The sequence below is a fragment of the Methanocella sp. genome, assembly GCF_035506375.1.
GTDB lineage: Archaea > Halobacteriota > Methanocellia > Methanocellales > Methanocellaceae > Methanocella.
Genome location: NZ_DATJPM010000055.1, coordinates 25,343 through 38,360, shown reverse-complemented (window position 1 = coordinate 38,360; position 13,018 = coordinate 25,343). Strand labels below are relative to the sequence as shown.

General features: G+C 55.8%; 16 protein-coding genes. 5 read left to right on the top strand and 11 right to left on the bottom strand.

The annotated features are described in order from the left end of the window. Positions 1-316, bottom strand: a 316-nt coding sequence (locus VMC84_RS07190; RefSeq protein WP_325379304.1) for a DUF255 domain-containing protein, incomplete at its 3' end; no start/stop codon positions are given. Between the two features lie 82 nt (positions 317-398). Between VMC84_RS07190 and VMC84_RS07185 the strand changes: the two genes are divergently transcribed. From VMC84_RS07185 to VMC84_RS07175, 3 genes are read left to right on the top strand one after another with little or no spacing between them, the layout of a single operon-like run. Beyond that, complete coding sequence (locus VMC84_RS07185) at positions 399-545, top strand: hypothetical protein (protein WP_325379303.1); 147 nt, start codon at positions 399-401, stop codon at positions 543-545. Between the two features lie 37 nt (positions 546-582). Further along, complete coding sequence (locus VMC84_RS07180) at positions 583-3,039, top strand: heavy metal translocating P-type ATPase (RefSeq protein ID WP_325379302.1); 2,457 nt, start codon at positions 583-585, stop codon at positions 3,037-3,039. A gap of 14 nt (positions 3,040-3,053) precedes the next feature. Further along, positions 3,054-3,359, top strand: a complete 306-nt coding sequence (locus VMC84_RS07175; RefSeq protein WP_325379301.1) for a Rieske (2Fe-2S) protein — start codon at positions 3,054-3,056, stop codon at positions 3,357-3,359. 1 nt (position 3,360) lies between these two features. On the opposite strand, the gene VMC84_RS07170 is transcribed toward VMC84_RS07175, so the two are convergent. Genes VMC84_RS07170 through VMC84_RS07130 form a run of 9 tightly spaced genes read right to left on the bottom strand, consistent with a single transcriptional unit; the run spans position 3,361 to position 7,398 of the window. Next, entirely contained in the window at positions 3,361-3,948 is a 588-nt protein-coding gene (locus VMC84_RS07170; protein ID WP_325379300.1) for a hypothetical protein, read from the bottom strand. 57 nt (positions 3,949-4,005) lie between these two features. Continuing rightward, on the bottom strand, positions 4,006-4,680 hold the full coding sequence (locus VMC84_RS07165; protein ID WP_325379299.1) for a YIP1 family protein: 675 nt from the start codon (positions 4,678-4,680) through the stop codon (positions 4,006-4,008). Next, the gene (locus tag VMC84_RS07160; protein ID WP_325379298.1) at positions 4,681-5,025 is read right to left on the bottom strand and encodes a dihydroneopterin aldolase family protein; all 345 of its coding nucleotides are present in this window, start codon (positions 5,023-5,025) and stop codon (positions 4,681-4,683) included. A gap of 55 nt (positions 5,026-5,080) precedes the next feature. Beyond that, positions 5,081-5,302 (bottom strand): helix-turn-helix transcriptional regulator, encoded by a 222-nt coding sequence (locus tag VMC84_RS07155; protein WP_325379297.1) that lies wholly within the window; start codon positions 5,300-5,302, stop codon positions 5,081-5,083. A gap of 22 nt (positions 5,303-5,324) precedes the next feature. Beyond that, on the bottom strand, positions 5,325-5,735 hold the full coding sequence (locus tag VMC84_RS07150; protein WP_325379296.1) for a hypothetical protein: 411 nt from the start codon (positions 5,733-5,735) through the stop codon (positions 5,325-5,327). Continuing rightward, positions 5,732-6,121: a hypothetical protein gene (locus VMC84_RS07145; protein ID WP_325379295.1), complete on the bottom strand. Its 390-nt coding sequence runs from the start codon at positions 6,119-6,121 to the stop codon at positions 5,732-5,734. The genes VMC84_RS07150 and VMC84_RS07145 overlap by 4 nt, the downstream gene beginning before the upstream one ends. A 9-nt stretch (positions 6,122-6,130) precedes the next feature. Then, the gene (locus VMC84_RS07140) at positions 6,131-6,565 is read right to left on the bottom strand and encodes a hypothetical protein (protein ID WP_325379294.1); all 435 of its coding nucleotides are present in this window, start codon (positions 6,563-6,565) and stop codon (positions 6,131-6,133) included. A 9-nt stretch (positions 6,566-6,574) separates the two neighbouring features. Continuing rightward, the gene (locus VMC84_RS07135; RefSeq protein WP_325379293.1) at positions 6,575-6,997 is read right to left on the bottom strand and encodes a hypothetical protein; all 423 of its coding nucleotides are present in this window, start codon (positions 6,995-6,997) and stop codon (positions 6,575-6,577) included. Further along, positions 6,994-7,398: a DUF2178 domain-containing protein gene (locus VMC84_RS07130; RefSeq protein WP_325379292.1), complete on the bottom strand. Its 405-nt coding sequence runs from the start codon at positions 7,396-7,398 to the stop codon at positions 6,994-6,996. Before VMC84_RS07130 ends, VMC84_RS07135 begins: the two co-directional genes overlap by 4 nt. 216 nt (positions 7,399-7,614) lie before the next feature. Here VMC84_RS07130 and VMC84_RS07125 point away from each other — a divergent pair, with 216 nt between their 5' ends. Further along, positions 7,615-8,262 carry a hypothetical protein gene (locus VMC84_RS07125; RefSeq protein WP_325379291.1) on the top strand — a complete coding sequence of 216 codons (648 nt, stop codon included), beginning with the start codon at positions 7,615-7,617 and terminating at the stop codon, positions 8,260-8,262. A 418-nt stretch (positions 8,263-8,680) separates the two neighbouring features. Here VMC84_RS07125 and serA read toward each other — a convergent pair whose 3' ends face one another. Further along, on the bottom strand, positions 8,681-10,261 hold the full coding sequence (gene serA / locus VMC84_RS07120) for a phosphoglycerate dehydrogenase (protein WP_325379290.1): 1,581 nt from the start codon (positions 10,259-10,261) through the stop codon (positions 8,681-8,683). Positions 10,262-10,747: 486 nt separating this feature from the next. Here serA and VMC84_RS07115 point away from each other — a divergent pair, with 486 nt between their 5' ends. Beyond that, a complete protein-coding gene (locus VMC84_RS07115) occupies positions 10,748-12,658 on the top strand; it encodes a threonine--tRNA ligase (RefSeq protein ID WP_325379289.1) in 1,911 nt (636 codons plus the stop codon). Positions 12,659-13,018 lie beyond the last annotated feature (360 nt).

Sequence of the window (13,018 nt, the reverse complement as noted above, 5' to 3'; positions counted from 1 at the left end):
TCAGCGGCCAGCCGCCCTGCCCGCCGATGGCCGAGACCGCCGCCTGGTAGCGCGCGTCCACGTCAGGCCGCTCGTCGCGATCGACCTTGACCGCCACGAAATGCTCGTTGACGATCTTGGCGACCTCGGGGTCCTCGTAGGACTCGCGGTCCATGACGTGGCACCAGTGGCACCAGACCGCGCCGATGGACAGCAATACTGTTTTGTCCTCTCTTTTCGCCTTTTTGAACGCCTCGTCGCACCACGGATACCAGTCCACCGGCTGGCCAGCCGCGCTTTTCAGGTAACTGCTGCTCTCTCCCGCCAGCCTGTTCATATATTAAAATAGGCCTGGAAGATAAAATAACCACCGTAAGCGAGAAGCCGACATAAATATGGGCGAGTAGAAAACTTTTAGCATGATCGAGAAGGACCCGATATGCGGCCGGGACGTGCCCACTGATAAGGCCATCGTCGTTTTCAAGCTGGGGGACGGCAAGAGATACCGCTATTTTTGCAGCGAGGAGTGCGCCCGCATCTTCCAGAAGTCCCATCTGGGGCTCTAAAGTATTTATAAAAACGGCGCCGATAATCATATGGTGAATGGTTATAGCCGAAACGCCTGCTAAGAAGGCGGTACTAAAGGTCACTGGAATGACCTGTGCCTCCTGCGTCAAGCGCGTTGAGAACGCGCTCCAGGAGCAGAGGGGCGTATCCGAAGCGAACGTCAACCTGGCCAACGAGAAGGCCACGGTCACATACGACCCGTCGAAAATATCCATCAACGACATGGTCAACGCCGTCAGGGACGCGGGCTATGGCGTCATGGTCGAGACGGTCACGCTCCCCATCCAGGGCATGACCTGCGCCTCCTGCGTCAAGCGTATCGAGGACGCTCTCCTGGAAAAGGATGGCGTCATAGACGTTTCCGTTAACCTGGCGACAGAGCGCGCGACGATAAAATACAGCCCGACCGAGGTCACGCTGCCCGAGTTGAAGAGGGCCATCGCCGACGCCGGCTATACGGTGATCGAGACGAAGACCGAGAAGGAATTCGTGGACACCGAGCGGGTTGCGAGAAAAAAAGAGATGAGCGACCTCGCGCTCAGCTTCGCCCTCAGCGCCGTCGCCTCGGCTGTCATCATGGGCCTTATGTTCTTCGGCTCCTCCCTGCCAGTCATCAAATCCTGGCCCATGGAATGGATCACGTACATTTCCTTCATACTGGCCACGCCCGTGCAATTCGTCATCGGCTGGCGGTTCTACCGGGGCGCCTATGCGGCGCTGAAGCACGGCGCCGCCGACATGAACGTGCTCATAGCCGTGGGCACGAGCGCCGCTTACTTCTACAGTGTTGTCGCCACCTTCTTCCCGGGCCTCGTCATGGTCGGCGGCACCATGCCCTCCACGTACTACGATACCTCGACGATGATCATCGCTTTGATCTTATTGGGCAGGCTGCTCGAGGCCCGGGCGAAGGGACAGACCTCCGAGGCCATCCGCCGGCTTACCGGATTAAGGGCGAAGACGGCCCGGGTCATCCATGACCATACGGAGGAGGATATCCCGGTCGAAGACGTCAAAGTCGGCGATACAATCCTCGTCCGGCCGGGCGAGAAGATACCCGTGGACGGCGTGGTCACGGAGGGCTACTCGTCCGTGGACGAGTCCATGATCAACGGCGAGCCCATCCCCGCCTCCAAAAAGGAGGGGGACAACGTCATTGGCGCCACTATCAACAAGACCGGATCTTTCCGGTTCGTGGCCACAAAAGTGGGCCGGGACACCGTCCTGTCGCAGATCATAAAACTCGTCGAGGAGGCCCAGGGCAGCAAGGCCCCCATCCAGCGCCTGGCCGACCAGGTCGCCGCAGTCTTTGTGCCGGTCGTCATCGGCCTGGCTATCATCACGTTCCTGGCCTGGTACTTCATCGGCGGAGAGCCGCTGTTCGCCCTGCTGAACTTCATCTCCGTCCTCATCATCGCCTGCCCCTGCGCAATGGGCCTGGCCACGCCAACCGCCATCATGGTGGGCACGGGCAAGGGCGCCCAGTACGGCATCCTCATCAAGGGCGGCGAAAGCCTGGAGAACGCTTACCGCATAAATGCCATCGTGCTGGACAAGACCGGGACCATCACGAAGGGCGAGCCCTCGCTGGTCGACGTCGTTCCGATGCCCGGCTTCACGGAAGCCGACGTCGTCCACTATGCGGGCTCCGCCGAAAAGGGCTCGGAGCACCCGCTAGGCGAGGCTATAGTCAAGGGCGCAAACGCCAAGAATATACCTCTCAACGACGCCACGAAGTTCGACGCAGTCCCCGGCAAGGGCATCGTCGCCCAGGTGGACGGGCGCATCGTCATGGTGGGCAACGCAAAGCTCATGGAGTTCGAGGAGGTGCCCCTGGAGGAGATGCAGAAGGCCTTCGAAAGGCTGTCGGCCGAAGGCAAGACGCCAATGTACGTGTCCGTTGACGATAAGCCCGCCGGGGTCGTGGCCGTCGCCGATACTATCAAGGAGGGCTCGAGGGAGGCCATCGATGAATTTAAGAAACTCGGCATCGAGACCATCATGGTTACGGGCGATAACCGTAAGACGGCGGATGCCATCGCTAAACAGGTCGGCATCGGCCGGGTCCTCGCCGAGGTGCTGCCCCAGGATAAGGCCGAGGTGGTCAAGAATCTCCAGGCCGAAGGCAAGAACGTCGCCATGGTAGGCGACGGCATCAACGACGCCCCGGCACTGGCCCAGGCCAACACCGGCATAGCCATCGGCACGGGCACCGACATCGCCATCGAGTCCTCGGACATAACGCTAATGAGCGGCGACCTGCGCAGCGTCGTCACCGCGATAAAATTAAGCCGGGCCACCATACGGACGATACGCACGAACCTCTTCTGGGCATTCTTCTACAACGTCATCGGCATACCCATCGCCGCCGGTATCCTCTACCCCTGGTTCCACGTCCTGCTGAACCCCATCATCGCCGCGGCGGCCATGGCGTTCAGCTCCGTCTCGGTGGTATCGAACTCGCTCCTGCTCAACAGGTTCAAGCCAATATAAGGAGATACAATAATATGCCCGAATTTATACATGTCACGAAAAAGGACGGCGTCCATCCCGGGCAGGTAAAGAACTACTACAAGGAAGGGAAGAGCATCGCGGTCGCCAACATCGGCGGCAGCTACTACGCTTTCGAGGACTCCTGTCCCCACATGAGCGCACGCCTCTCGAACGGCAGCCTGGAGGGGAGCATCATCACCTGTCCGGAGCACAGCTCGAAGTTCGACGTGACTACCGGTAAGCCCCTGTCGATCGAAAATGGCCCGCTCGTCACCTACGAGGTAAAAGTCGAAGGCAACGACGTGCTGGTAAAAGTCTAAATTATTTCGAGTCCAGCGGCACCTTCACAAGGGCCTGGACTTCCTCGTCGAAGACGACCGTGTAAAAGTCGAACTCCACATAGGACTGCTTACCTGGCTCATAATCGTCGGTGAGCTTCATCACGGCCGCCAGGTACGTGTGGTCGTACAGCAGCCGTTCCAGCACGATGACGTCGCCCACCACGTTGCAATGGCCGCCGAGCGTCCTCATGGCGTTCTCATTCAGGCTTGCCACCGACATTATCCATCCCTCGCCGTTACGGGCGGAGACCTCGAACCTGCCCTCGTATTCAGGCAATAGCGGCAGAATGTCCACGCCCATGCCCGTTAAAAAGTTCTCAATGACGTACGAGGGCTGGTAAGCCTCCACGGCGGCCAGGCGCAGGTCGGCAATGTCGTTCTGCTGCGCCGCATCGTCTACGTTCATCTTCAAATACGCTTCCCGCTCCGTTTTTATAGCGGGCTCCAGCCTGGCGTACTCTTCCTTCAGCATGGCCTCGATGAGGGCTACGGCCTCGTCATGAGAATGATGTATTTTGATATCGCTCAGCTTTTTCCGAAGGTCGGGCGTGGAAGAGATATCTGCCATAAGGCTACATATGCACGAAAAGCTATTAACTTTTTTAAAAAAGAGAAAATGGCCCGCTCAGCCGTAAAGCATCTTAACGAGCAGATACGAGCCGTATACGGCCAGCAGGTTGAATATGATGTAGACGACCATCGGCGCGAACACCGCTATATACGATGCCACGGCCGACGTCTTATCGCCTATCTTCACTGCCAGGGAGCCAAGATAGCACGACCAGATCAGCCCCAGATAGCTGATCACCAGGCTCAATATAAAGATGGGGCTAAAGTATATCTGCTCCATCATGGCGATGTACGGCTGCATGGCCTCCTTGATCTGGTCCATGGACATGGTGGGCGTGATCTGCGGCATGCCCAGGTTCATCGTGGGCAAAAATAACAATAGCACGATGCCTATGAGCGCCGGTATGTACTTCACCAGGTACGTATAGCCGATGGCGTTAAGCATATCGGGGTTGTACTTGCCCTGGCCGCCCAGGAACAGCGCCAGGACATGGACGACTCCAGTGGCGATCGGCCAGCCGATGAGAACGAGAGCGAACGATATGACAAGGTTTAAGACGGCGGCGCCTATGCCCATGCGTGTCGACGAGATATAGCCGGAAATAAGTACGATTATCGCGTAGACGCCGATGATCATCAGCGGCTCCTCGGTCCTCGGCTCTTTCAGAATGTCCTTTATAGTCTCCTCGGGCTTGGTAAACATGCCCTTGATCCTTTCTACGAACTGCATTTATGCCTCCTTAACTTCCTTAACCTGCATCAGCGGGTACCCGTCCTTCAGGGCCATGCCCGCAAATACCTCGTAATTCTCATATCTGATTACCGCATCCACCGTCAGCATGGGTCCTGTTAGCTCCGTGTAGCCGAACGAGTTTAAGTTTTCCATCACCATATCCCGGTCTATATGTACGGTAATGCTCTTGACAAAGGGCTGGACCGAAATGCTCTGCGAGATCGCCTTTTCCAGGCTATCAACGGTTTTAGGGCTGATCGGCGAGCCGACGAACTGATGGTAAAGGGCTCCGAGCTTGATACCCGCTTCGAAGACCGCCTTATCCCGGGGTGTGACCGACATGTGGATGCCTCAATCGATATTTATAGGACTGCTTTAGATTTAAAACTGACCTTGATTACTGCTCCTCGACGACGTCGCCTTCCGCCTCGTCGAAGATAAAGACCTCGTCGATGGAGGAGCGCAGTGCCTTCGCAACGTCGTGGGCCAGCTTCAGGGAGGGGTTGTACTTGCCCTTCTCCAGGAAAACGATGGTCTCCCGGCGCACGCCTACCAGGTTCGCCAGGTCCTCCTGTGTTAAATTAAATCGGGCCCGGAACTCCTTGATGCGGGTCCTCATAGGGTCTCCCTGCCTGCGATGCTCACTGGATATCCCCCCTGTGGTTGTAATACGCGGTCAGGCCCATGAACGGAACGATCACCGTGGAAGTCAATATAAGCAGAACCGGGGTCTCGTCGAGCACCATTAAACTCAGGTACTGCAGCGCCCAGAGGGCCCAGATGACCACCAGAACGATGATCATCGTCCAGTACGCGGCAAAGGCCCGCGTGCGCCAGGTCCTCTCGTCGTCCATTTTGGCTTTTCGATTAAACCGCAGGCTGGCGATCAGGATTAGCACGACCCCTATCATGATGCCGAGCCAGGCTACGCCTCCCAATATTCGGACGTTGAGCATAAGGTCGGCCCCAAGCGCGAGCATGCCCAGGACGGCCAGCACAAAGCCGGAGACGAGTATATAGCGCCATTTATCCGTGCTTTTTTGAGAGCTCATTCGATGTCACCCTTCTTCGAATAATAGGCGAACCAGCCATAGAACGTGATGAGCATGACCATGATGGCCAGGCATATGACCTGCAGGCCGCTCAGCACATAGCCCCACCAGTTCAGGTACTGTATGGCCAGCAGCATAGCCAGCAGCGTAACGGCCGACACCCACGAGTTCATCATGGAGAATGCGGCCACCTTCCGCATACGCTCGTCCTCAGGGCTGTTGCACTGGTTATATCGGGAGAGCGTGCCCACGACAAGGATGATGCCGATAACAAAGGCCACGAGCGATATCAGGCCGATGCGGTTGAGGAAGAACACCCAGAGCAGCGATACGAACACCACTGTCGAGCTTATCCATAATATATATTCGAGGGTCGAAGATCTCATTGCTATGCCTCAATCGGGAAGGTCCAGGTCGCCCTTGTTATTGTAGTAGGCGAGCCAGCCTAGCATGGTCGCGAGTCCCACGAGCAGTGCAAAGCCCATGGCCTGCACGCCGTTATACTGGACGTGCATGTTGTACGCCAGGATCGCCGCGAAGCCGATCGCCATGACGGTGCAGAACCATGAAAGCGTGATCGCGTAGGTGCTCACCCGGAGCATCCGCTCGTCCCGTGTCTCGGGGCTCGCGCCGATGTACTGCCAGAACGACAGGATCATGCACATCAGGCCCAGCAGCAGGCCGACGAAAATGTAGTCGTCGAACGTGCCGGTCCACACCATGACCAGCGAATCGATAATAAGCGCCGCCGCACCCAGGAACATGCTTAATTTATATAGCCACGCAGTGTTGGTATTTTCTGCTTTCTTCGTCTGATTGTTTCCTTCCATGTCTTTCACCTACTCGATGTCACCTTTTCTGCCCAGTATCACGCTTGATGCCAGCATCGATATGATCATCGTCAGGATGGCTATCCCCAGCAGCCTGGCCATGCCAATGTCCAGGTGCAGGAAATACCCCAGTATTCCGGTAAAGCAGAGGACGCAGAGCGTGACATACCACGAGTATGCGGACGCCGCCGTGCCGATCTTCCTCGCCCGCTCATCCTTTACCGGCTTCTGCATGCCGATATACGTAAAGAAGTACGGCAGGAACCCCGACAGCCCCAGCAGGAGGCTGGCAGCCCAGACATCGTCGAGATTATCCCAGATAAGGAGCCCCAGGCCGTTAATGGCCAGTATGATGGAGCCAATCCACATGCTAAACTTATACCAATCATATGTGTCTTCTTTCTTTTTTACTATTGCATTAGTGTCTGTCATTCGACGTCACCCCTGTATTGTTTATAGGCGTTTATGACCATCATCGACATCACCATCACGAGCAGCACTATGCCGAAGAACCGTGCCACGCTCAGGCGCATCCCGAAGGCTATGTCAAAAATCATAAGGAAGCACATGGCGATCAGCGTGATATACCACGAATACGTGGCGGCGTAGGTGCCGATCTTCCGGGCCCTTTCATCCTTCGAGGGCTTCTCCATGCCCAGGAACCCGAAGAAGTTCCCGGTGAAGATAGCTACGCAGAATAGTATGGCGAGCGACGCGTTCCCGTCACTCCAGTCGAATACGGCCATAGCCAGCCCCAGGCCGATCATGACCAGGTACCCGAGGTACATGCTTGCCTTAATGATCCCGAGCCTGACAGCGGCGTTATCTTCCATCACTATTTCTCCCGTGTTATTTAATGTTCACATAATGTTATAATTAAACAACTTAATGTTAAAAATAGATAACATTTTAAACTATATAAGCATTTCTAGCGCAGGAGTAATACCCGTGAAGAATAAGTTAAGTTGAAAATATGTGCTAGAAGCTATATCTTATATTGTGACGGGTTGACTATATATCAGATAAACGATCGGCCGTGCCGCACAGATATGGAGAAATACCGTATGGGGCTGCTCAACGAGATAAAGGAAATATTTTCCAAAGACCGGAAGCTGTTCCTGCTGACGAACGCCTACTATTTCGGGCTGGTCATCGTCGGGGCGATCATCGCCCTCATCTTCCCACAGGCGCAATCTTACTTACTGGGCCTGACGACCGCCGGCTTGAACTCGGGACCTTTGTCCGGCATTTCAGGCGCATATCACTCGGGTGACATCTTATACGCCGCAGCTGTGACGTTCGTGACCAACATGTTCATGGGAACGATCCTGGAGATCACGATACCTTCGCTGATACTGCCCATCTGGGCACCTATCATGGGCTTCATCCGGGCCCTGATGTGGGGGATAATGCTCGTCGTGCCAGTACCCGGCGTGCTTCCGCTGGGCAGGCTGCTGCCCCATTACCTGACGCTGCTCCTCGAAGGGGAAGGCTACGTGGTGGCGATCTTTGCATGCCTGAGGCAGATCAAAGCACTATTGAACCTTAAATCGATACCGGCGGAACAACGACTTAACGCTTATATCGGTACCCTTGCCGACAATATTAAGCTCCTCATCCCCGTGGCCATCATCCTGGCGGTCGCCGCCATATACGAGGCCTGGGAAGTCATGTTCTTCACCGGAATATTAAAATGATAAGTTTTAACTTTTTTATTATGGCCTGCGACTCATGTACAGCCCTCTCGTTTTTTCACCACAAAGGCTCGATGGCCCGGAGGCCCACAGAGATTTTTTAGATGCAAGGCACGAGGAACACTAAGCCCGCTTCTTGGGTTTAGAGACACAAAAGGGACAATGGCACTATGGCAAAAGTGATTTCATGTTCATTCCATTGTGCCATTGTATCCTTTGATCCTTATAACCCAATGAACCGGGCTCTGTGGCCTTTGTAACTTGCTCGAATTCGCATCAGCGAAACATTTAAAAGAAACTCTGTGGGCTTCCGGGCCATCGAGCCTTTGTGGTGAAACCGATACCAGCCAGCATGAGTCGATAACCTGTAATACTCATTAAAGAAACATAAAAATAATGGGGGCTAAAAGCCCCGCTTCTTTTACAGCTTCACGTAGCGGGCGTCGTAGAGCCCGGCCTTCTCGATCATTTCCTTCAGTACGGGCTGGGGCACGGCATCGTCCACGTTGAGGATCATGATGGCCTCGCCCCGGACGGCCTCGCGGCCCACGGTCATGCCGGCGATGTTGATGTCGTTCTTGCCAAGGATGGTACCGACGTTGCCGATGACGCCCGGCCTGTCCTTGTGCATGGTCACGATCATGTAGCCCGCGGGAATGGCCTCGATGCGGTAGTCGTCGATGCCCACGATGCGGGCGTCATTGTTGCCGAAGATGGTGCCCTGCACCTTGCGCTGCATGCCGTCCGATTTTACGGTCACCGTAATGAGGTTGGTGTAGTCGCCCGCCTGGCCGGACTTCGACTCGACGACGTTGATCCCATTGTCCTTTGCAATGGCCTTGGCGTTGACATAGTTGACCAGCTCGCCCTTCTTCACGTCGAGCAGGCCCTTGACCACGGCTAGCGTCACAAGTGAAACGTCCTTGCCGGCGATATCGCCGCTGTAGACGACGTCGATCTCCTTGATGTGGCCGTCCACCATCTGGGCCGTGAACTTGCCGAGGTTCTCCGCCAGCGGCAGGAACGGCTTGATCTTCTCCATGGTCTCCGGCTTCATGATCGGTATGTTGAGCGCCGTGGTGACCGGCAGTCCCTTGAACGCGTTGAGCACCTGCTCGGCGATGATGACCGCCACGCTGATCTGGGCTTCCTTGGTGGACGCGCCCAGGTGGGGCGTCACGATGACATTGGGCTGCTCCAGCAGCGGGCTGCCCACGGGCGGCTCCTTCTCGAACACGTCCAGCGCCGCTCCGGCGACCTTGCCAGACTTGATCGCCTCTAAAAGGGCGGCCTCGTCGATAATGCCTCCCCTGGCACAGTTGATGATCCGGACGCCCTTCTTCATCATGTCGAACTGGGGCGTGGAGACCATGTGCCGGGTCTCGGGTATGAGGGGCGTGTGGACCGTGATGTAGTCGGCCTTCTGGTATATCTCTTCGCGGGTCGTCAGCTTCGCGCCGAGGTCCCGGGCTCTCTCGGGCGTGGTGAACGGGTCCTGCGCGAGCACTTCCATGCCCATGCACCGGGCGCGCCTCGTCACTTCGCCGCCGATGCGGCCCATGCCTATGACCCCCAGCGTTTTTCCTAATACCTCGACGCCCATGAACTTGCTGCGCTCCCACTTGCCGCCCTTGAGCGAGGCGTTCGCCTGCGGGATGTTCCTGGACAGGGCGAACATCATGGCGATGGTGTGCTCGCAAGCCGCGATTGTGTTACCCTCCGGGGCGTTGGCCACGATGATGCCCTTGGCGGTGGCGGCCGGCACGTCGACGTTGTCGATGCCCACGCCGGCGCGGCCGATGATCTTTAATGAATCGGCGGCCCCGATGACGTCCTTCGTGACCTGCGTCTCGCTTCGAATGATTAGAGCGTCGTAGCCCTTGATCTTCTCGATAAGCTGCTCCTTCGTGAGCTTCGTCTCGACGTCCACCTGCACGCCGGGCTCTGCCTTCAATATCTTGATGCCTTCGTCGGAAATAGGATCGGTTATAAGGACCTTCATGTTCGTTCCACCTTGACAGCGGTAGTGTTTTGACTTATGGATGCTCAATATTATTAAGTCTTTGGATATTACCACAGAGGTCACGATGGGTTTTACCACAGAGGTCACGGAGGGTTTTTATTATTCACCACTGAGGTTCACAGTGGCCACAGAGGTTTCTTTTATATGCTGAAGGGGACTCGCTTCGCTCGCCCCTCGCAGACCCCGACCAGTTGATAGGCTCTGCGTACCTCTGTGATGCCTCTGTGACATATTTTAAAAATCCTCTGTGGCCTCTGTGGACCACTGTGGTGAATTATCTCTCGGTGACCTCTGTGGTGAATAATAAATCGTCCTCTGTGGCCTCTGTGGACCACTGTGGTGAATTATCTCTCGGTGACCACTGTGGTGTACCAAATCTCAGTGGGGCCTTCGGGCTTCTGTGGTGATACCCCAAATTTTATAACTGAATATGTTGTTTATCTACTACCATATCAAGGTGGAAAAATGCAGTTATTACTCATCCATTCCGACTTTATCGAATATGAGGTCAAGAAAAGCACCCCTGTCGCGGAGAAGATCTCCGACGACCTGAAGTCGGGCAGGATGGAGGACGCGCTCGCGGCCTTCATCACGGTCGAAAAGCCCGACGAGGCCAGCCCCAAATATGTCATCGACAAGGGCACCGAGGCCATCGTGAAGATGGCGGAGCAGGTCAAGGCGACCCGCGTCATGCTCTATCCTTACGCTCACTTAAGCTCAAACCTTTCATCTCCGAAAACCGCCATAGAAGTCCTCACGGGGCTTGAGGCGGCGCTCAAAGAAAAGAACTTCGAGGTCAAGCGCTCGCCGTTCGGCTGGTATAAGGCCTTCACCGTCAGGTGCAAGGGCCACCCGCTCTCCGAGCTTTCCAGGAATATCGTCCCGGAAGGCTCGACGATTAATATTTGCGCGGGCGAGAAGCCCGAAGTCGTATCCGAGGCCATCAAGAACGAGGAAAAATTAAAAAGCTACTTCTACATCATGGACGTCGACGGCCAGATGAAGGACCCGAAGACGTTCGACTATGAGAACCACGAGAAGCTCAAGGCGTTCGTGGACTACGAGATGGCCAAGAAGCGGGCCGTCGACCGGGTGCCGCCCCACGTCGAGCTCATGAGGCGCCTGGAGCTGGCGGATTATGAGCCCGGGAGCGACCCGGGTAACATGCGCTTCTATCCTAAGGGCCGCATGGTCAAGAATCTATTAGAAAATTACGTGCTCATGGAGGCGACGAAGAACGGCGCCATGGAGGTCGAGACGCCCATCATGTACGACATGGAGCACCCCACCCTGAAAAAGTACCTCGACCGGTTCCCCGCACGCCAGTATACGGTCATCGCCGACAAGAAGAACCTGTTCTTGAGGTTCGCGGCGTGCTTCGGCCAATTTTTAATGAGCCACGACATGACCATCTCATACAAGAACTTACCGTTAAAGATGATCGAGCTCACCCGCTACTCCTTCAGGAAGGAGCAGAGGGGCGAGCTGGTCGGCCTCCGCCGCCTCCGGGCGTTCACGATGCCGGACATGCACACGCTCTGCACCGACATGGCCGGGGCCACGAGCGAGTTCCGCGACCAGTACGAGATGTGCATCAATACTCTAGAGACCATCGGGCTCACCCTGAAGGACTATGAGGTAGCAATAAGATTCACCAGGGACTTCTATAACCAGAACAAGGAGTTCATCGAGGGCCTGGTCAGGCGTGCCGGCAAGCCCGTCGTCATCGAGATGTGGGACCAGCGGTTCTTCTACTTCGTCCTCAAGTTCGAGTTCAACTTCATCGACTCGCTGAACAAGGCGAGCGCCCTATCGACCGTGCAGATCGATGTGGAGAACGCAGAGCGCTACGACATCACCTACGTCGACCAGGACGGCTCGAAGAAGTATCCTACTATTTTGCACTGCTCGCCTTCTGGCGCCATCGAGCGCTGCATCTACGCCCAGTTAGAGAAACAGTTCATGGAAAGTGAAAAGGGCATCGTGCCCATGCTCCCCGTCTGGCTGTCGCCCACCCAGGTGCGGGTCATCGCCCTGAGCGACCGGCACATCGATCACTGCCGCAAGCTCGCCTTGGAATTAAAACCTTACCGGGTAGACATCGACGACCGCGAGGAAACCGTGAGCAAGAAGGTCCGGGATGCGGGCAAGGAGTGGGTTCCATACGTAGTGACGATCGGCGACGCCGAAATGGGCAAGGACAAATTCCCGGTCGTAGTCAGGTCCGAGTCGGAGCCTAATAAGCCCCTCAAGGTCGAGATGACCGTCGAGGAATTAAGATCCAGGCTTGCGAAGGACGTCGATATGCTCCCGACCAGGCCACTTCCTATTGCAGAGAGCCTGTCTAAACGCCCCAAGTTCGTTGGAAGTATATAAGAGCCGGCGATTCTTCGCCAACCCTTCTTTTTTTAACTGGTGTAGGGCCTATATTGGGCGATTATGCGAAAAATCTCTGCTATCATGGGCTAACAATTATTTTTATTTTGTCAATATTTATAAATGTAAGAGTTTAATGTTCATCTGTGACCTCATGCACCCGAAGCATCTCGCCGCCTATCGTGAAGCTTCGCCGGCCATGGGGTTATGACCGCGCCTTTCTATGGTCCGATAGAAAGCAATATGAGTAAACCTGTGTAGCAGATCAGTGTGGGTTTGAGGAAGGATGGAAAAAGCCCCGGGCTGGACGCGTACCTGTGCCGCCTCTCCAGCCCGGAACCCTAATCATTTAAGCTCCTC